This window comes from Xanthomonas sp. WHRI 10207 (assembly GCF_040202975.1).
In the GTDB taxonomy this organism is placed as follows: Bacteria; Pseudomonadota; Gammaproteobacteria; order Xanthomonadales; family Xanthomonadaceae; genus Xanthomonas.
This window is the reverse complement of record NZ_JBEGDX010000002.1, coordinates 182,345-200,347: the sequence shown is the minus strand read 5'-3', so window position 1 is coordinate 200,347 and position 18,003 is coordinate 182,345. Positions and strand designations below refer to the sequence as shown.

General features: G+C 65.5%; 16 protein-coding genes and 1 other RNA gene. 10 read left to right on the top strand and 7 right to left on the bottom strand.

The features are described 5' to 3' along the window. Nucleotides 1-63: 63 nt before the first annotated feature. Together ABQU90_RS06480 and ABQU90_RS06475 are read right to left on the bottom strand one after the other, a co-directional pair. The gene (locus ABQU90_RS06480; RefSeq protein ID WP_323521193.1) at nucleotides 64-621 is read right to left on the bottom strand and encodes a hypothetical protein; all 558 of its coding nucleotides are present in this window, start codon (nucleotides 619-621) and stop codon (nucleotides 64-66) included. 30 nt (nucleotides 622-651) lie between these two features. Then, the gene (locus ABQU90_RS06475) at nucleotides 652-2,157 is read right to left on the bottom strand and encodes a helicase HerA-like domain-containing protein (protein WP_323521192.1); all 1,506 of its coding nucleotides are present in this window, start codon (nucleotides 2,155-2,157) and stop codon (nucleotides 652-654) included. Between the two features lie 283 nt (nucleotides 2,158-2,440). Here ABQU90_RS06475 and ABQU90_RS06470 point away from each other — a divergent pair, with 283 nt between their 5' ends. Beyond that, complete coding sequence (locus tag ABQU90_RS06470) at nucleotides 2,441-4,021, top strand: transglycosylase SLT domain-containing protein (protein WP_323521191.1); 1,581 nt, start codon at nucleotides 2,441-2,443, stop codon at nucleotides 4,019-4,021. A gap of 44 nt (nucleotides 4,022-4,065) precedes the next feature. Here ABQU90_RS06470 and ABQU90_RS06465 read toward each other — a convergent pair. The 4 genes from ABQU90_RS06465 to ABQU90_RS06450 all read right to left on the bottom strand — a co-directional run bounded on the left by ABQU90_RS06465 (nucleotide 4,066) and on the right by ABQU90_RS06450 (nucleotide 6,994). Then, nucleotides 4,066-4,142, bottom strand: a non-coding RNA gene (locus ABQU90_RS06465) — sX9 sRNA. Between the two features lie 60 nt (nucleotides 4,143-4,202). After that, nucleotides 4,203-5,186 carry a hypothetical protein gene (locus ABQU90_RS06460; protein ID WP_323521190.1) on the bottom strand — a complete coding sequence of 328 codons (984 nt, stop codon included), beginning with the start codon at nucleotides 5,184-5,186 and terminating at the stop codon, nucleotides 4,203-4,205. A 312-nt stretch (nucleotides 5,187-5,498) separates the two neighbouring features. Then, complete coding sequence (gene asd, locus ABQU90_RS06455; RefSeq protein ID WP_323521189.1) at nucleotides 5,499-6,347, bottom strand: archaetidylserine decarboxylase; 849 nt, start codon at nucleotides 6,345-6,347, stop codon at nucleotides 5,499-5,501. After that, entirely contained in the window at nucleotides 6,344-6,994 is a 651-nt protein-coding gene (locus tag ABQU90_RS06450; protein ID WP_323521188.1) for an SCO family protein, read from the bottom strand. The genes asd and ABQU90_RS06450 overlap by 4 nt, the downstream gene beginning before the upstream one ends. Nucleotides 6,995-7,074: 80 nt before the next feature. On the opposite strand from ABQU90_RS06450, the gene prmB reads away from it, so the two are divergent. The 9 genes from prmB to ABQU90_RS06405 all read left to right on the top strand — a co-directional run bounded on the left by prmB (nucleotide 7,075) and on the right by ABQU90_RS06405 (nucleotide 16,661). Further along, entirely contained in the window at nucleotides 7,075-8,001 is a 927-nt protein-coding gene (gene prmB, locus ABQU90_RS06445) for a 50S ribosomal protein L3 N(5)-glutamine methyltransferase (RefSeq protein ID WP_115513348.1), read from the top strand. Further along, nucleotides 7,991-8,479, top strand: coding sequence for a hypothetical protein (locus ABQU90_RS06440; RefSeq protein WP_115528418.1), 489 nt, complete (start codon nucleotides 7,991-7,993; stop codon nucleotides 8,477-8,479). The genes prmB and ABQU90_RS06440 overlap by 11 nt, the downstream gene beginning before the upstream one ends. Next, a complete protein-coding gene (gene aroC, locus ABQU90_RS06435) occupies nucleotides 8,469-9,572 on the top strand; it encodes a chorismate synthase (RefSeq protein WP_055850032.1) in 1,104 nt (367 codons plus the stop codon). Before ABQU90_RS06440 ends, aroC begins: the two co-directional genes overlap by 11 nt. Then, nucleotides 9,565-10,623 carry a 2-hydroxyacid dehydrogenase gene (locus ABQU90_RS06430; protein WP_323521187.1) on the top strand — a complete coding sequence of 353 codons (1,059 nt, stop codon included), beginning with the start codon at nucleotides 9,565-9,567 and terminating at the stop codon, nucleotides 10,621-10,623. The genes aroC and ABQU90_RS06430 overlap by 8 nt, the downstream gene beginning before the upstream one ends. A gap of 84 nt (nucleotides 10,624-10,707) precedes the next feature. After that, nucleotides 10,708-11,733, top strand: coding sequence for an aspartate-semialdehyde dehydrogenase (locus ABQU90_RS06425; RefSeq protein WP_115513345.1), 1,026 nt, complete (start codon nucleotides 10,708-10,710; stop codon nucleotides 11,731-11,733). 964 nt (nucleotides 11,734-12,697) lie between these two features. Next, nucleotides 12,698-14,668, top strand: coding sequence for a type IV pilus assembly protein FimV (locus ABQU90_RS06420; RefSeq protein ID WP_323521186.1), 1,971 nt, complete (start codon nucleotides 12,698-12,700; stop codon nucleotides 14,666-14,668). Between the two features lie 8 nt (nucleotides 14,669-14,676). Then, nucleotides 14,677-15,048, top strand: coding sequence for a VOC family protein (locus tag ABQU90_RS06415; RefSeq protein ID WP_193552494.1), 372 nt, complete (start codon nucleotides 14,677-14,679; stop codon nucleotides 15,046-15,048). 174 nt (nucleotides 15,049-15,222) lie between these two features. Continuing rightward, nucleotides 15,223-15,996, top strand: a complete 774-nt coding sequence (gene truA / locus ABQU90_RS06410; protein ID WP_055850044.1) for a tRNA pseudouridine(38-40) synthase TruA — start codon at nucleotides 15,223-15,225, stop codon at nucleotides 15,994-15,996. Continuing rightward, complete coding sequence (locus ABQU90_RS06405) at nucleotides 15,993-16,661, top strand: phosphoribosylanthranilate isomerase (RefSeq protein ID WP_055850047.1); 669 nt, start codon at nucleotides 15,993-15,995, stop codon at nucleotides 16,659-16,661. The genes truA and ABQU90_RS06405 overlap by 4 nt, the downstream gene beginning before the upstream one ends. A gap of 402 nt (nucleotides 16,662-17,063) precedes the next feature. Here the strand turns inward: ABQU90_RS06405 and ABQU90_RS06400 are convergent, their stop codons facing one another. Then, nucleotides 17,064-17,990: a LysR family transcriptional regulator gene (locus tag ABQU90_RS06400; RefSeq protein ID WP_323521185.1), complete on the bottom strand. Its 927-nt coding sequence runs from the start codon at nucleotides 17,988-17,990 to the stop codon at nucleotides 17,064-17,066. Nucleotides 17,991-18,003: the final 13 nt, after the last annotated feature.

The window sequence follows — 18,003 nt, the reverse complement described above, 5'->3', positions numbered from 1 at the left end:
TCGGTCAACCGTATCGTCCGGCAACTTGCGGGTTGCCGGAGCCAGTCAATAGTGGCGCTGAGCTCAGCGCACACGTGTGAGTGTTTTGTCGACGTATTCGGACGCGCCGCCACTCTGGCAGTCCGAGCCATCCTGCGAGAGCAGGATGCCCGTGACGGCTTTGGGATGTATGTTTTCGCTGATACGGAAGCCATATAACGGATAGGCGAGGGGAGGGTTTCGCGCTGCGTCTGGCTCCCGTTCGAGTATCAGGCAGCTACCTGCGATCTCATCTATCCACCAGGTGCTACGCAACGTCACGGTTCGTTTGCGGTAGTCCGGATCCTGTCCCGATAAACATGTGTAACTCAATGTGTAGTGACGACTCTCTGGGCGTCCTTTGATCGCGTCAAGGCGCAAATCTGCAGTGGCTGCAGCGCAGTCTGTTCGATCTACCGCTACCTGGATTTTTCCGTTGTAATGTCCGGCCAGCAGATGCTGTCTGCGTAATGGCCATTCGATCGAGCCATAGTAGCCAGGCGTGTCGTCGTAATCGGGATTGTGTAACTGCTGTGCAGAGCAGGTTGCTGCGATGAGCAGCAATAGGCCAAATCCCAGACGATACCGGTAGATGCGTCGCATGATTTACGTCCTTGTCATGTTCGAAAGCCCTCAACGCTTCCCACCAAAAATACTGCCGAAAATCCCGCGCACGATCTGCTGCCCGATCTTGCTGCCGATGGTGCGCGATGTTTGTTTGGCCATCGTTTCCAGCATGCCCTGGCGGCGACCGGTGCCGAACACCGCGTCCTTGACCGCTTTTCCGAAACCGCTGTCCTGGGTTTCCTCTTGCTCGCGGGTGCGGGCGGGCGGGGCGGCGGTCTGCGCGGCAACCTGTTCCACGCGGCGTGCCAACAGCTCGGCTGCCGATTCGCGGTTGATCGCGGTGTCGTAGCGCGTGCCCACCGGGCTGGCCGCGCGTACCTGCGCGCGTTCGGGTGCGCTGATGGCGCCCATGCGGCAGCGCGGCGGGGCGATCAGGGTTTGCTGCACCGGCGCGGGCACGCCCTTGCCCTGCAGTGGCGACACCAGCGCCTCGCCGGTGCCCAGGCTGGAGATGGCGGTGGCCACGTCGAGCTTGGGATTTGCCACGAAGGTCTGCGCCGCGGTCTTGACCGCTTTCTGGTCGCGTGGCGTGTAGGCACGCAGCGCATGCTGCACACGGTTGCCGAGCTGGCCAAGAATGTTGTCTGGAATATCATCGGGAAACTGCGAGCAGAAATAGATGCCCACGCCCTTGGAGCGGATCAATCGCACCACCTGCTCGATGCGCTGCACCAGCGCCGCAGGCGCGTCCTCGAACAGCAAATGCGCCTCGTCGAAGACGAACACCAGCTTGGGCTGGTCCAGATCGCCCACTTCCGGCAGGCCTTCGAACAATTCCGACAGCAGCCATAGCAGGAAGGTCGAATACAGCCGCGGCTTGAGCACCAACTGGTTGGCCGCCAGGATGCCGATCACGCCGCGTCCGTCTGGCGAAACGCGCATCAGCTCGGCCAGCTCAAGCGCCGGTTCGCCAAAGAACTGCTCGCCGCCGTCCTGCGACAGCCGCAGCAGCGCGCGCTGGATCGCGGCCACCGACTGGCTGGATACCAACCCGTAACTGGTGGATAGCTCCTTGCGTTCTTCCACCACCAGCGCGAGCAGGGCACGCAGATCGTCCAGATCCAGCAGCAACAGGCCGCGGTCGTCGGCCAGCTTGAACACGATGTCCAGCACGCCGGATTGGGTGTCGTTGAGTTCCAGGATGCGGGCGAGCAGGGTGGGGCCCATTTCGCTCACCGTGGTGCGCACCGGGTGGCCGAGCTGCCCGTACAGGTCCCAGAACACCACCGGGCTGGCGGCCGGCTCGTAATCGGCGATGCCTACATCCGTGGCGCGCTGCAGCACGCCGGGCGCGCCGTCGCCGGCCACGGCCAGGCCGGCCACGTCGCCTTTCACATCGGCCAGGAACACCGGTACCCCCAAGCGCGAGAAGCCTTCGGCCAGGGTCATCAGGGTCACGGTCTTGCCGGTCCCGGTGGCGCCGGCCACCAGACCATGGCGGTTGCCGAAGCGGCCTTCGAGCACGACCGGGATATCGTCGGTGACGCCTTTGCCGAGCAGGAACGAGGCCATTGGGCAGATCCGGTGAGGAAAGACCGGATTCTAGCGGGCAACGTTGCCGCACAAATCGGCGGGCGACGTATGGGTTCTGACAGTCAGGCTGTGCGGCGAGCCGGCGCCTGTCTCCAGCAAGGTCGACACCGTGCTCGCCGCTGCCAGACAACCGGCTCCGCCAGTTTTCAATGGATCGGGCAGGCGCGCCAAGCTAACGCGCCACTGACCTGCCGGCGGCATCGCCTTGCCCCGGTGTCGTCCCGGCGGCTACCCTGCCTGCCTTTCCGCTGCACTGTCTCCGATGCCGCTCGCTCATTTTGGTTTGCGCCCATGGCCTGTCCTGGCTGTGGTGGCGCTGATGTCTGTTGTCCCCGCCGCCCACGCCATCTCCAAGCGCGACACGGAGAAGGCTGCCGTGCTCGATACACGCATGGCTGCGGCCGAAAAGCGCTACCGCGATGCGCTGGTGCTGGTGAACAACTCCGACCCGAAGGGCACCGCCGAAGGCGACGCCGCACTGGAGGACATGGAGGACGTCATCGACGCCTGCATCAAGCAACGCGGCTGTCTGGTTGCCAATCAGCTGGCTACCTACAAGCGTCTGCTCAAGGCGCGTGCTGATGCCGAAGCGCCGGCTGCCGAAGACCCGGAAGACGACGACACCTTGCTGCAGGCCGACCCGGATCATCTCGGCCCGGCCGCCAATGGCGTGCCCGAGGCGGCGCGTGCGGCCACCCTGCTCAACGACCAGCGCCACGAGTTCGACAAGATGGTGCAGTACAACCCGGCCGTGCAGGCCGGCATCCGTCGCTGGCTGACCGATATGCGCCCGGCGTTGATGACCAGCTACGACAACTACAGCAACCTGCGCGGCGTGATGTGGCCGGAATGGCAGAAACGCGGCCTGCCCGAGGCGCTGCTGTTCGGCATCATGGCCAAGGAATCCAACGGCAAGGTGCACGCCAATTCGCGCGCGGGTGCGGCCGGGCTGATGCAGTTCATGCCGGCCACCGGGCGGCGTTTCGGGCTGGGCCCGGACGGCAGCGGCTTCGACACGCGCTTCGATGCACGCAGCGCCGCCGAAGCCAGCGCCGCCTATCTCAACGAGCGCATGGCCGGCCTCAACCGCAGTATCGAGCTGGCGCTGGCCGCCTATAACGGTGGCGAAGGGCGTGCTGCACGGGTGTTTTCGCAGACCGGCGGGCGCGGATTCTGGGAGCAGGACGTCTACAACCAGTTCCCGGCCGAAACCAAGGACTACGTGCCGATGGTGATCGCGGCGGCGTGGATCTTCCTGCACCCGCGCCAGTACGGCGTCGATTTCCCCAAGCTCGACGCGCAGCCGGCCACGCTCAAGCTCGCCAAGTCCACCACAATCTATGAGCTGACCATCTGCCTGGGCGGCATGGGCGCCCGCGAGGGCTATATGCGCGCACTGCGCAACCTCAACCCGCGCTATGAACCCGATGGCTGGATTCCGGCCGGCACCGTCATCAACGCCACCAACCGCATCGCCAGCCTGTACACGCGTTACTGCGTGAACGGTCCGCGTGCGGACCTGGCGCGCACCTTGATCACGGCCGATCTCAACAGCGCCATCGTGCGCAGCAGCGCAACCGAGTACACGCCGACCGTGGCGGTGGGCGATGTCAGCCCGATGGCTGGCGTGCCGACCACCGTGGCCACCGGCCAGCCGGCAGTCACCAAACCGAAGGCAAAGCAGGCGCGCAGCTACACCATCGCCAAGGGCGACACGCTCGGCCGCGTGGCGCAGAAGTACCAGTGCGAGATCAAGGAACTGGCCAAGGCCAATGGCCTGAAGGCACCGAGCTACGCACTCAAGCCGGGGCAGAGCATCAAGCTGGCGGGCTGCGACCGCTGAGTGTGAGGTGCTGCGATCGCAGATTGCAGCACCTCACTTGGAGCGGTTGAAAAAATGTAGTGAGCAGTCGTCAGTTGGGTGTCGACGGGGCGCTTAGGAACGACGTGTACGCGTGGTCCATGCCGCACCGAGCATCGGCTGCGCCCGCCTAGCAGCGAGCGCAGTCGTTTGTCAGCGGCGTTTAAGCCGGCGGCGCAGCTGGTGCCGTACCTGCCTGCGAGGAGGGCGGCGAGTCGCTGTCCTCGCTCCAGCGTGCCTTGAGGCCGTCCCACCATTGCGTCCACCGCGCACGCCAGCTCTGGCGCAACGCCTCGGGACCAAAACGCTGCGCCTGCTGCTCTGCAAACTGCATCGCCTGCTGCATCACCGGCGAGCCGTTCTGCTTGATCGCCTGCCACATGAAACGGCTGAGGATGCGGGCGATGACCAGATTGGAATCCAGGTCGCCGCTCTCTGCTTCCACATGCAGGATCAAGGTCTGCAGTTCGGCGCGCACCTCCGGCGGTACGCCGGGATTTTCGCTGAGCCGTTTCAGACGGCGTAAGCCAGCCAGATAACGGTGCTCGGCCAGGTCCAGCCCGGCGCGTGCCAGTTCGCCCAGCCACGGTGCACGCACCGCCAGCGCAATCGCATCGACATGCAGCACCACGTTTTCCCAGCGCTTGTCCTGCATCGCGGCATAGGCCATCACCACGTGCAGCATCACCAACGTGGCGAAGTCGCCTTCCGGATCGGTGCTGTTTTTCCACAGGCTGTCGCTGGACTGCTGCGCCAGTTGTGGCCATTGCTTACGTTCGTAGGCCACCGAGCGCAATGCGGTGGCGATTATTCGCCCCTGGGGGGCGCAATCGCGCTCCAGCAGGTCGGCCTCGGCGATTGCCGGCAGCAATTTGTTCGCCGATAGCGCCGTGTAGGACAGCATCGCGTGCAGCATGCAGATGTCGTCGGCGGTCAACGGGGCGGGTGGGGTCTCCAGCAGGGCACCGCCGCGTTGATACGCCGCAAATGCGATCGGTAAGCCCTGTTCGCTGAAGTGCCGGTAGCCACGGTATTGCAGGCTACCGCGCAGATCGTCCAACTGTTGTTGCTCGCTCTTGTGGCCGCAGCCGGTCACTGCCGTAAGCAGCACAATCGCCAGCGGCCAGCGCAACATCCGTGTTGTCATCGAAGATCCTGAAAACCGCCGATATCCGGCGGCTGGAAGTGCAGGTGAAGGAGCGGGTGCAGCGTGCGTTGGCTGTTTCCAGCGATGCAACGTGCTTTGTAAAGAATGCGGTGACGAGTAACGACAACCAACAACAACGCGACCGGCCGCGTCGCTGCGGCCCAGGCCACTAGCGCCTGCCCCCAGCCGCACCGACGTTTCTACAGCCAATCCACCGGCAAGCGTAGCCACACCAAGGGGCAGCAACACGATCAGCGTCGAGCCGCGCCTCAATCAAATGCAGCATCCGAATACTGGCCGCTTCGCCCCACGTCAGCCCACCTGGCGACGTGCCAGGGCCTGCCCAAGACGCACCGCCGTCTCTGCGGCAAGTGAGCCATCGAGCTTGGCCACGCCCGGTGGCAGCAGCACGATCACCGTCGAGCCGTAATTGAAGCGCGCCATCTCAGCAAAGCGCTCCAAGACGATTCCCTTGCCACGGTAATCCTTGCGCGTGATGCGATCGCCGTAGCGTGGGATCTCCACGCCGCTCCAGACCGTTTCCACGCCGGACACCAGCAGCGCACCCACCATCACCGAGGCCATCGGGCCGAACTCGGTGTCGAAGTGGCACACCAGGCGCTCGTTGCGGGCAAACAACCGCGGCACATTGCGCACCGCATCCGGGCCCACGCTGAACAGGCGGCCGGGCACATGCACGGTTTCGCGCAGCGTGCCGGTCCACGGCATGTGGACGCGATGGTAGTCCTTGGGCGACAGATACACTGTCGCGAACAGGCCGTCGTTGAACGGCGCGGCCGCTGCCGCGTCGCCGAGCAATTCGGCGGCGGTGAACGACTGGCCCTTGGCCTGGAAAATACGCCCATTCTCGATCGGGCCGAGCTGGCTGATACGGCCATCGGCCGGCATCAATACGGTTGCCGGGTCGGCATCGGGCACACGTGCGCCCGGCTTCAATGCGCGGGTAAAGAACGCATTGAAGGTGGGGTACGCGCGCGGGTCAGGCTCCTGCGCTTCGCTCAGGTCCACCCCGAACTTGCGCGTCACCGTGTCGATCAACCATTGCTTGGTCGAAGGCGTGTCCGAGTACGCCAGCGCGCGCGCCATGGAGGACAGCAACCGATGCGGCAGCACGTAGGTCAGGGAAGTGACGAAACTCACGGAGCGGTTACCTTGGTCAGCTGTTGGAGGTCGGCGGCAATCGCCTTGGGGTCGAGCGGCGGACGGATCAGGCCGGTCAGGCGGCCTTGCGGGTCGAGCACGGCGATGCCGGCCGAGTGATCCATGCTGTAGTCGTTGGGGTTCTGATCGAAGTTCTTGCCCGGCACCTTCTGGAATACCAAGCCCAGCGCGGTGGCAAAGCGTTCCAGCGCCGGCACGTCTGCGGTGGCCGCAAGCGTGTCCTTGTGGAAGGCGTGGGCGTACTCACCCAGCCGCGCAGGCGGGTCGCGCTGCGGATCCACCGACACGAACAACACGCGCGGGCGCAGCCCGTCGGGGATGCTTTCCCACTGCTGCTGCGCCACCGCCAGATCGGTCAGTGTGGTCGGGCAGACATCCGGGCAGAAGGTGAAACCCAAGAACACCAGCGTCCAATGCCCTTTCAGTTCGCCAGACACCAGCTGGGTGCCATCGGACTGGCGCAGGCTGAACTGCGGCAAGGGGCGCGGCTGCGGGTAAAACGTGATGGTCTGGGTGGGCGGCCAGGGCGAGCGGGGCGTCCCGCCGAAGAACTTCTGGCCCAGCAACAACCCAAGACCGGAGGCCAGCGCCACCAGTAGCACGATGCCGGTATTGCGATTGAACATGGCGGTTTCCAGTGCAACGGACGCTCATGATACCGATCCGACCTCTATAATCGTGGGCCGATTCCTTTTTAGTTGTTGCCATGACTGCCGCCGCGGCCGACGAACTGCACACCATCATCGACCTGATCCGCTACGGCACCAGCCGTTTCAACGAAGCCGGTCTCACCTTCGGTCACAGCTACGACAACGCGCTGGACGAAGCCACCCAACTGGTACTGCACAGCCTGCATCTGCCGCACGACCTGGGCCCGGCGTATGGCCAGGCGCGCCTGCTGCGCGACGAAAAAGAACGCGTGCTGGGCCTGTTCGAGCGCCGCATCACTGAACGCGTGCCGGCGGCCTATCTGACCGGTGAAGCCTGGTTTGCCGGCCTGAGTTTCAAGAGCGACGCACGCGCCCTGGTGCCACGCTCGCCGATCGCCGAATTGATCGAAGCCGGCTTCGAGCCCTGGCTGGGCGGCCGCGAAGTCACCCGCGCGCTGGACCTGTGCACCGGCTCGGGCTGCATCGCCATCGCCATGGGCCACTACAACCCGCATTGGGAGGTGGATGGCGTGGACATCAGCGACGACGCGCTGGCGCTGGCTGCCGAAAACAAGGCGCGCCTGCATGCCGACAACGTCAGCTTGCTCACGTCCGACCTGTTCACCGGGCTGGCGGGCCGTCAGTACGATCTGATCGTCACCAATCCGCCGTACGTCACCAACGACGAGACCGACGCGCTGCCGCAGGAGTATTCCTACGAGCCGGAGCTGGGTTTGCGTGCCGGCGACGATGGCCTGGACCTGGTGCTGAAGATCCTGCGCGATGCGCCGCAGCACCTGAGCGAAGACGGCCTGTTGATCTGCGAAGTGGGCGAGTCCGAGCAGCACCTGATCAAGCTGCTGCCGGAAGTGGACCTGGCCTGGGTCGAGTTCAAGGTTGGGCAGATGGGCATCTTTGCGGTGGAATGCCGCGAGTTGATTGCGCACAGCGCGCGCATCACCGAGTTGGCCGGTGCGCGCTAAGGCGCCCGTATCCCGTCCGCAGCTGATCGATATCGTGCTGCTGGTGCCGGTGTCCGTCTTCGGGGCGGCCATTCCGTTCGCTTTGGTCGACGTGGTATTGCAGCTGTTTGACCCGATGTACGGTGGTCCGACCGCGCAGGGCTGGTGGAGCGTCGCAGCGCAGATCGGCTTCGGGTCGATCGCGTTCTTCGGCCTGGTATCGGCCTGGATCGTGGCGGCCAGCTCGGATGCGGCATTGCGTGCGCATAGGCGCCGCAGCGTGGGCGTGGCGCTTGGTTTGCTGGGTGGGGTCGGCACGGCGCTGTATCTGCTCGCCGAGTGGCTGCTCAGTGAGCGGTTCGCGCTGGACCTGTTTCTGGTGGTGGTCGGCAGTGTGTTGGCCGTGGCACCGATGCTGGTGGCGGCACGGCACCTGCCGCGCATCGTGCGCGCGCTGCCACCTGCTGCAATGTTGAGAGGATGCCGTTATGGGCAGTAACAGTTTCGGCCGCCTGTTGACGGTCACTACCTTCGGCGAATCGCATGGGCCGGCGATCGGCTGCGTTGTCGATGGCTGCCCTCCGGGCTTGGAACTCGCGCCGGAAGAGTTCACCCTGGACCTGCAACGCCGTGCCAGCGGCAAGAGCCGGCATACCTCGGCACGCCGCGAAGCCGACGAGATCGAGATCCTGTCCGGCGTGTACGAAGGCCGCACCACCGGCACGCCGATCGGGCTGCTGATCCGCAACACCGATCAGCGCAGCAAGGACTACAGCAACATCGCCCAGCAGTTCCGTCCCGGCCATGCGGACTACAGCTACTGGCAGAAATACGGCATCCGCGACCCACGCGGCGGCGGGCGCTCGTCTGCGCGCGAAACCACCATGCGCGTGGCTGCGGGCGTCATCGCCAAGAAGTGGCTCAAGCAGCGTTACGGCGTGCTGGTGCGCGGGTATCTGTCGCAGCTGGGCGAGATCCGTCCGACCGGTTTCGACTGGAATGCGGTCGAAGACAACCCGTTCTTCTGGCCACACGCCGAGCAGGTGCCAGAGCTGGAAACCTATATGGATGCGTTGCGCAAGTCCGGCGATTCGGTCGGTGCGCGCGTGGACGTGGTGGCCGGCGGCGTGCCTCCAGGCTGGGGCGAGCCGATCTACGGCAAGCTCGATGCCGAGCTGGCTGCCGCGATGATGAGCATCAATGCAGTCAAGGGCGTGGAGATCGGCGACGGGTTTGCCAGTGCCGCGCAAAAGGGCACCGAACACCGCGACCTGATCACCCCGGAAGGCTTTCTCAGCAATCACGCCGGCGGCATTCTGGGCGGCATTTCCACCGGCCAGGCGGTGACCGCGTCGATGGTGCTCAAGCCGACGTCCAGCCTGCGCCTGCCCGGTGCGACCGTGGACGCAGACGGCACGGTCGTGGATGTGATCACCACCGGTCGGCACGACCCATGCGTGGGCATCCGCGCCACTCCGATCGCCGAAGCGATGATGGCCTTGGTGCTGATGGATCAGGCGCTGCGTCATCGCGCGCAATGCGGTGATGTCGGCGAGATCTCGCCGCGCATCCCCGGTCAGATCGATGTCTGAAACGACGCGCCCCAAGGTCTGGGTCAGCCAGCCGCTGTTCGACGACGTTGTCGAACAACTGAGCGCGCATTTTGCGCTGACCACCACTGCGGGCGTCACCGCGTATTCGTCGCAGCAGCTGGCCGCGCACCTGGCCGGCGTCGATGGCGCACTGATCACGCTCAACGAGCGCGTGGGCGCGGCCGAAATCGCATCGGCCCCGCAGCTGCGCGCCATCGCCAATGTCGGTGTGGGCTACAACAATCTGGATATCGACGCGCTGAGCGCGGCCGGCATCCTGGCCAGCAATACGCCCGACGTGTTGACCGAAACCACCGCCGACCTGGGCTTTGCGTTGTTGATGGCCACCGCGCGCCGTATCACCGAGGCCGAGCGCTGGTTGCGCGACGGGCAGTGGGGGCAGTGGTCGTTCAAGACCATGCTCGGCGCCGATATCCACGGCAGCACGCTCGGTATCCTGGGCATGGGCCGGATCGGGCAGGGCATTGCACGCCGCGGCGCGCACGGCTTCGGCATGCGCGTGCTGTATCACAACCGCAGCCGGTTGCCGGCGCAGACCGAGCAGGAGCTCAGCGCGCAGTACGTCGATCTCGACAGCTTGCTGGCGCAGTCCGATCACCTGGTGCTGGTGCTGCCCTACGGCAAACAGTCGCACCACATCATCGACGCTGCCGCGCTGGCCAAGATGCGGCCCACCGCCACGCTGGTGAACATCGCGCGCGGCGGTATCGTCGATGAGCTCGCGCTGGCCGATGCGTTGGCCAATGGGCGTCTTGCCGGTGCCGGCCTGGATGTCTACGAAGGCGAGCCGGCGGTGCGCCCGGAACTGCTGGCGCTCCACAACGTGGTGCTCACCCCGCATATCGGCAGCGCCAGCCTGGCCACGCGCCGTGCCATGGTGCAGCTGGCGGTGGACAACCTGATTGCCGCGCTTGGCCATGGCCCCAACGCCGGGCATCCGCCGAGCGCGCTCAATGCTGATGCGATCGCAGCCGCCAAACGCGGCGGTACGATCGTGGACGCCAGCAAAACCGGCGCGACCAAACGATAGGGAACCTCCACAGCCAGCGTTGGAGGTTCCCCGAACCCACGCGCAGCGCGTTCCCCTCTTCACTCTTTCGATAAAGACATTCTCATGAGCAACGAAAACCGTCGTTTCAATGTCGCGGTCGTGGGCGCCACCGGCGCTGTCGGCGAAACCATGCTGAGCATCCTGGCCGAGCGCAACTTTCCGGTCGCCAACTTGTACGCGCTGGCCTCGGCGCGCTCGGCCGGTGGGCAGGTCGAGTTCAATGGCGGCAAGGTCGACGTGCTGGATCTGGCCGACTTCGACCCGACCGGCGTGGACATCGCGCTGTTCTCCGCAGGCGGTAGCGTGTCCAAGGAATACGGCCCCAAGTTCGCCGCTGCCGGCGCGGTGGTGATCGATAATTCCTCCGCGTTCCGCTACGACGACGACGTGCCGCTGGTGGTGTCGGAAGTCAATCCCGAAGCGCTCAAGCAGCGCCCGCGCGGCATCATCGCCAATCCCAATTGCTCGACCATGCAGATGCTGGTGGCGCTGGGCCCGATTCACCGCAAGTACGGCATCGAGCGCATCAACGTGGCGACCTACCAGTCGGTGTCCGGCGGCGGCCGCTCGGCGATGGAAGAACTGGGCAAGCAGACCAGCGAGCTGTTGAGCTTCCAGCAAATCGACCCGCAGCGCTTCCCGGTGCAGATCGCTTTTAATCTGATCCCGCACATCGACGACTTCCAGGACAACGGTTACACCAAGGAAGAGATGAAGCTGGTCTGGGAGACCCGCAAGATCCTGGGCGACGAGAGCATCCAGGTGAATCCCACCGCGGTGCGCGTGCCGGTGTTCTTCGGCCACTCCGAAGCGGTCGCCATCGAAACCCGCGAGAAAATCACCGTCGAAGCCGCGCGCGCGCTGCTGGAAGCCTCGCCAGGCGTGGAAGTCGTGGACGAGCACAAGGCGGGCGGCTACCCGACGCCGGTGACCCATGCCTCGGGCAAGGATGCAGTGTTCGTCGGCCGTATTCGTGAGGACTTATCGCACCCGCGTGGTCTCAATCTGTGGATCGTCTCCGACAATATCCGCAAGGGCGCCGCACTCAACGCCGTGCAGCTGGCCGAACTGGTCGCACAGGAAGGTTGATCCATTGCCATGTAGGAGCGCGCCTGAGCGCGAGGGCTGTCCCCGTGACGGGTCATCGCGCCCAGGTGCGCTCCTACACGAGCTGGGTGGTTTTGGCCGTCAATGATCTAGCGCGGCGGTAACGAAGTGTCCTGCGTAGAGGGGCACTTGTATGGGGCATGCATTCCCTGCAGCTACCTTCGAAGCAAAGCACTTGACCGGTCTGGTCACACAGAAAAGCCGATCCACCTGCCGTGTAGGAGCGCGCCTGAGCGCGAGGGCTGTCCCGGTGACGGCTCATCGCGCCCAGGTGCGCTCCTACACGAGCCGGTGGGTTTTGGCCGTCAATGATCTAGTGGGTTGGTAACGAAGTGTCCTGCGTACAGGGGCACTTGTATGGGGCATGCATTCCTTGCAGCTACCTTCGAAACAATGCACTTGACCGGTCTGGTCACACAGGAAAACCGATCCACCTGCCTTGTAGGAGCGCACCTGGGCGCGAGGGCTGTCCCTGTGACGGTTCATCGCGCCCAGGTACGCTCCTACACGAGCTGGTGGGTTGAGGCTTTTGACGACCTGGTGTCAGGGTAAGACAGTGCCTGTCGTAAGAAGGCGCTCGCATGTGACATGCATTGGCGGCGAAGACTGATCGCACTGCACTGCACTGCACTGCGCCTTCGAACGAGCCCGAGGTTGGTCCAACTCGTGAAGGTCCTGCCCCGATCGATCTCTGCACAAGCAGATATCGATCAAGGCAGCAGTAGAAGCTGCTGCGCTCTACGCACCCCCCGCAGCAGCCGCAGCAGGTCTTCTACCTTCTTATGTGATGGGTTGATCGGCCTACCGATTCACGATCGGCAGCTGCGCATCTGCACCGATGTCGCATTGCGGCATCGCAAGTGCGGCGCATGCGCGAGGCACGAACGACTTTTTCGCTCATTCAGCGGCTATATTGATGCCCATGAAACATAGGGGCAGGGGCGCGATGCGTCCGATACAAGGGATAGGTGCGTTGTTGCTGATGGCATGCAGCGGCGCCGCCATGGCGTTGGGCTTGGGCGATATCCGGGTGCTGTCCAAACCCGGGCAACCGTTGGTGGCCGAGATTCCGGTCATTTCCAACGAGCCGGGCGAGCTCGACAACGCACGTGTGGCGCTGGCATCGGCAACCACCTTTGCGCGCGTCGGTCTGGAGCGGCCGCAGGGTCTGGTCAGCAGCCTGCAGTTCCAATTCGCGCAGGACGCGCGCGGGCGTGCGGTGATCCGCGTGACCAGCAGTCAGCCGGTGGACCAGCCAGTGATCAATTTTTTGATCGAAGTGGAGTGGAGCCAGGGCCGTCTGGTGCGCGAATATGCCGCGTTGGTCGATGCGCCCAACACCGCTGCCGCGATTGCCGAACCGGCCATCGACGCGCCGCGTGCCGGCGCCAGCAACACGATTGCACGCGAGCCGGCGGCGGCTCCGGCGGTGGAGCGCACTGACCGGGACGCTGGCGCTGCAGCTGCGCCAGCGCGCGCAGCCGCAACCGCTCCCGCCGCCACGCAGACCGGCGATGCATTGCCGGCTGTGCGCTCGGGCCAGACCTTGTCGGAAATTGCAGCGGGCCTGGCACGCTCCAGCGGACATTCGCTGGATCAGACCATGCTGGCGTTGCTGCGGACCAATCCGGACGCTTTCGTCAACGGCAACATCAATCGCTTGAAACAGGGCGCCGTGTTGCGCACGCCGCAAGAAGACGCGCTGGCGCAGGTCGGTGCGGCCGAAGCGGCGGTGATGGTGCGCGAGCAGGCCGCCCAGTGGCGGCAGGCGCGCTCGGCCATTCCGCAACCGGCCGATGCCGGTGCCGCTGCTGCAGCGACGCCTGCCCCCGCCGCACCGGCGGCATCCACCGCGGCCGGTGCCGGCGCGCGGCTCGAAATCGCCCCGGCAGTGGCGAGTCAGACCAACACCGCCGGCGCCACGTCCGGCACCAGTGCCGAAGGCGAGGGCGAGATGGCGGCCAACCAACAGTTGCAACAGGCCAAGGAAGACATCGCTACCCGCGATGCGGAATTGCAGGACCTGCGCTCGCGCGTGGCCGATCTGGAAAAGCTCAAGCAGCAACAGCAAGCCTTGATCGCCATGAAGGACACCGACCTGGCGGCCGCGCAGAAGCGTCTGGCCGATGCGCCGCAGGCCACCCCGCAAGGCGGCGGCTTTCCGCTGTGGTTGATCGGATCTCTGGTGTTGATCGTGGCGGCCGTGGTCGCATGGCTGGCGGCGCGTCGCCGCAAACCCTCGCCGCTGCCGCCGTTGCCGCGCCGCCAGTTCGACTTCGCACCGCCCCTGGCTCCAGTGGAGACCAACGAGCAGCAGGACGACCCGCAGGCCACCGAGCCCAGCGAGCACGATGTGCTGCATGAAACCGAATTCGAACAGGCCAACCTGCGCGAGGACGAGCGCGTCCATGACACGCAAACGCCGCTGTCGGACGTGTTGCGTCGCGAACCGCTGCTGACCGAACCGGTGGCTGTGGCTCCAGTGATCAACAGCGACGAATGGCGTGCGCTGCGCGCATCCCCGCCGGCGCCGGTGGCGGAGCCCGAAGCGACCTATCAGGAACCTGAGGTTGCTCAGGACTCTGATGTGTCGTCGCCACAGATCGAACCGGAGTACGCCCTTGGCGAGCGCCCACCGGCGCCAGCGGCTGCCTCTGTCCAGGATGGCTTCGACTTCAATCACATGCTGCAACATCCCGACGATGTCGAGCAGACCCCGGCCGTCCCGGTGGGGGCGCCCAATGCGGTGAGCAACAGGGAATTCGCCTCGGCCGGGCGCGATCGCCTGGAATTGGCGGTGGCCTACATGGACCTGGGCGACAAGGACACTGCACGCGGTCTGTTGCTCGAAGTCGCCGCCACCGGCGACGACGCCACCCGCGCCGAAGCGGCCCAGTTGCTGGAGCGGCTGACGTGAGTCCGGCCATGGATAGCGTCACGGTGCGCGAGCGGCGGATCGATTACGTGGAGTTCGCTTCCATCGATCCCGACGCCAGCCGGGCCTTCTTCGAGACCGTGTTCGGCTGGCAGTTTCAGGCCTATGGCCCGGACTACCTGGCCTTCAACGACGGCCGTCTGGACGGGGGCTTTTATCGCACCACGGTGCCCGCCCCGGCAGAAGGTGGCCCGTTGGTGGTGCTGTATGCCGACGACCTGGCACCGATGCTGGAGCGCGTGCGCGCGGCAGGCGGCGAGATCGTCAAGCCGGTGTTCGGCTTTCCCGGTGGCAGCCGGTTTCATTTCCGCGAGCCCGGCGGCAGCACGCTGGCGGTGTGGTCCGAGCGCGCCGCAGCTTGACGCAAGCCGTCGATGACGGCGGGTCGCCGGCAAACGCTGTTGGCGAGTGGCCGGCTGTACCATGCACCGGCGGCATCCGTCGCGCGCTGTCGGCGTCACTGCTCGACTGCGCGCTTAGCGGTTCCCAACATGTGATGCAGACGCCTCACCGATTCAATCAATAGGCAGGTACCGATGCGTTACGCGCTGGGCGTGGAGTACGACGGCAGCGAGTTCCAGGGCTGGCAGCAGTTGGGCGAGCACGGTGGGCCGAGTGTGCAGGCCAGCGTGCAGGCGGCGTTGTCGTCGGTCGCCGACGCGCCGATCCAGGTGGTGTGCGCGGGTCGCACCGATGCCGGCGTCCATGGCGAATGCCAGGTGGTGCATTTCGACAGCGACGCGCGGCGCGAACTGCGTGGCTGGATGCTGGGCACCACCGCGCGGCTGCCGCCGTCGATCGCGGTGCGCTGGTGCGTGCCGGCCGCCGACGATTTTCATGCGCGTTTTTCCGCGCGTGCGCGCCGTTATCGCTACCGCCTGCTGAACCGTCAGATCCGTCCGGCGCTGTATCGACAGACGCTGAGCTGGGAGCGTCGGCCGCTTGATGCCGATGCCATGCATGCCGCCGCGCAGGCGCTGTTGGGCGAAAACGACTTCAGCGCGTTCCGCAGCGTGCAATGTCAGGCCCTGCATGCGCGCCGCAACCTGCAGGCCATTACCGTGCAGCGCATCGGCGAGGTGGTGGAGGTGCAGGTCCAGGCCAATGCATTCCTTCATCACATGGTGCGGAATATTGTTGGCTCGCTGATTTTGATCGGAACCGGCGAGCAACCGACCGACTGGATCGCGACGTTGCTCGCCGGGCGCGACCGCACGGTTGCCGGGCCAACAGCGCCGCCACAAGGCCTGGTGTTTATCGGGCCTCTGTATCCTGCAGAGTGGCATCTGCCTGCCGAGGTGACCCAATGAATCGATCGCTGTACCGCACCCGTATCAAGTTCTGTGGCATGACCCGCGCCGGAGACATCCGACTGGCCGGGGAGCTGGGTGTGGACGCGGTGGGTTTCATCTTCGCGCACGGCAGCCCGCGCCGCGTGGCGCCGGCCGAGGCGCGCGCGATGCGCCAGGCCACCGCGCCGATGGTCGATGTGGTGGCCCTGTTCCGCAACAACTCCAAGGAAGAAGTGCGCGAAGTGGTGCGCACCGTGCGGCCGACCCTGCTGCAGTTCCACGGCGAGGAAGACGACGCGTTCTGCCGCAGCTTCAATCTGCCGTACCTCAAGGCCGTGCCGATGGGCAGCGCCGGGGTGAACGGCGAAGACGCCAACGCGCGTACCTTGCAGTTGGCCTTTCCCAATTCGGCCGGTTTCCTGTTCGACAGCCATGCGCCTGGCGCAGGCGGCGGTACCGGCAAGACCTTCGACTGGTCGCGCCTACCCACCGGGCTGCATCGCCCGTTTCTGCTCGCCGGCGGCATCACGGCCGACAATGTGTTCGACGCGATCGTTGCGACGTTGCCGTGGGGCGTGGATGTGTCCAGCGGCGTGGAGCTGGCGCCCGGCATCAAGGACGGCCACAAGATGCGCAAGTTCGTGGAAGAAGTGCGGCGGGCCGATTGCCACGAGATGTCGTAGGTTTCGGGATTGGTGAGTTGGGATTGGGGATTGGTAAGAGCGGGTTCGCTGCGGTGGCGTGATTGGTTGTGGACGGCTGCTGGTGGCTCGTGTTTTGTTAATGGCTAGCGGTCGCACCCAGTCATTCGTTCATTCGCCATCTGGCCGTCTGCTCAGACTCTTTGATCCCTGCAAATTCCTTGAGCCGCTGCGCTTGTCTTGTAACGCGCGCAGTCGACTTCAGTGCTGCTGACAAAGCTGCTGCGCTCACCGTCGGCGGGCGCGGCCGCTGCTCGTTGTGGCATCGAGTACGCATGCCCTACGGTTCCAAGCGTGCCGTCCACACCCATTCCCACGACTACTCGTTACGGTTCGTTAGCCGCGCTTGCGCATTGCTTGGCGAGGCGATTTCGCGATGGAAGCTCAGGCTGCTCCCGTACTCGGCGTCGTTGGCGTGAACTGATCCTTGGCCAATGCCTCGCCTAACCAGCCGGCAAGGCGTTCGATGCGTGGGTCCGGATTGCGCCTGGCGGCGCACAGCACCCAGCGCCCGCGCGTGGCGGTGAATCCCCACGGTGCCAACAGGCGCCCGGCCGCCAGATCTGCGGCAACCAGCGGGTGCGGGGCGATGGCGATGCCCAGGCCGGCGGCGGCAGCTTCCAGTAGATACACCAGATGCTCGAACTCGGTGCCGAAGCGCAGCGCGTCGGGCGCCACGCCATGCGCCTGTGCCCATTCCGGCCAGGCTTGCGGCCGCGAGCGTGTATGAAGCAGGCGGTGGTCGCGCAGGGCGTCTGGGCGTTTTCCGTCGATCTGCAACGCACTTGCCAGCTGGGGACTCAGCACTGGGCCGATCCATTCCACGCCCAGCTCGTGCACCTGCCATTCGCCGGGCCACGGCGGGGTGTCCAGCAGCAAGGCGGCGTCCAGGCCGTCCAGATCCGGGCCGGGCGGTTGTTCGTTGGCCGACAGGTGCAGGCGCAGGTCGGGCAGGTCGCGCTGCAGCAGGCCGAGCCGCGGAATCACCCAGCGCGCCAGCAGGCTGCCGGAGCAGCCCAGCACCAGCGGTGCCTCGCTCGCCGGGCGTTGCAATGCGGCCCAGGTATCGGCGATCAGCGCGAAGCCTTCGCCGGTGGCATCGCGCAGGCGGGCGCCGGCAGCCGTCAGCACCAGGCCGCGGCCCTGGCGGGCGAACAACGCCGCGCCCAGCGCCTGTTCCAGCGAACGGACGTGGCGGCTGATTGCGCCATGGGTGACGTGCAGTTCCTGCGCGGCGCGGCTGACGCTTTGCAGGCGTGCGGCGGCCTCGAAGGCGCGCAACGCCGCCAGCGGTGGAAGCACGGTGCTCATGTGTGAGTCCAGA

Bases quoted from the DNA above. Each gene is read 5' to 3' on its own strand.
- ABQU90_RS06480 (WP_323521193.1), bottom strand. From the start codon at position 621: ATGCGACGCATCTACCGGTATCGTCTGGGATTTGGCCTATTGCTGCTC.
- ABQU90_RS06475 (WP_323521192.1), bottom strand. From the start codon at position 2,157: ATGGCCTCGTTCCTGCTCGGCAAAGGCGTCACCGACGATATCCCGGTC.
- ABQU90_RS06470 (WP_323521191.1), top strand. From the start codon at position 2,441: ATGCCGCTCGCTCATTTTGGTTTGCGCCCATGGCCTGTCCTGGCTGTG.
- ABQU90_RS06460 (WP_323521190.1), bottom strand. From the start codon at position 5,186: ATGACAACACGGATGTTGCGCTGGCCGCTGGCGATTGTGCTGCTTACG.
- ABQU90_RS06450 (WP_323521188.1), bottom strand. From the start codon at position 6,994: ATGTTCAATCGCAATACCGGCATCGTGCTACTGGTGGCGCTGGCCTCC.
- prmB (WP_115513348.1), top strand. From the start codon at position 7,075: ATGACTGCCGCCGCGGCCGACGAACTGCACACCATCATCGACCTGATC.
- aroC (WP_055850032.1), top strand. From the start codon at position 8,469: ATGGGCAGTAACAGTTTCGGCCGCCTGTTGACGGTCACTACCTTCGGC.
- ABQU90_RS06430 (WP_323521187.1), top strand. From the start codon at position 9,565: ATGTCTGAAACGACGCGCCCCAAGGTCTGGGTCAGCCAGCCGCTGTTC.
- ABQU90_RS06425 (WP_115513345.1), top strand. From the start codon at position 10,708: ATGAGCAACGAAAACCGTCGTTTCAATGTCGCGGTCGTGGGCGCCACC.
- ABQU90_RS06420 (WP_323521186.1), top strand. From the start codon at position 12,698: ATGCGTCCGATACAAGGGATAGGTGCGTTGTTGCTGATGGCATGCAGC.
- ABQU90_RS06415 (WP_193552494.1), top strand. From the start codon at position 14,677: ATGGATAGCGTCACGGTGCGCGAGCGGCGGATCGATTACGTGGAGTTC.
- truA (WP_055850044.1), top strand. From the start codon at position 15,223: ATGCGTTACGCGCTGGGCGTGGAGTACGACGGCAGCGAGTTCCAGGGC.
- ABQU90_RS06405 (WP_055850047.1), top strand. From the start codon at position 15,993: ATGAATCGATCGCTGTACCGCACCCGTATCAAGTTCTGTGGCATGACC.
- ABQU90_RS06400 (WP_323521185.1), bottom strand. From the start codon at position 17,990: ATGAGCACCGTGCTTCCACCGCTGGCGGCGTTGCGCGCCTTCGAGGCC.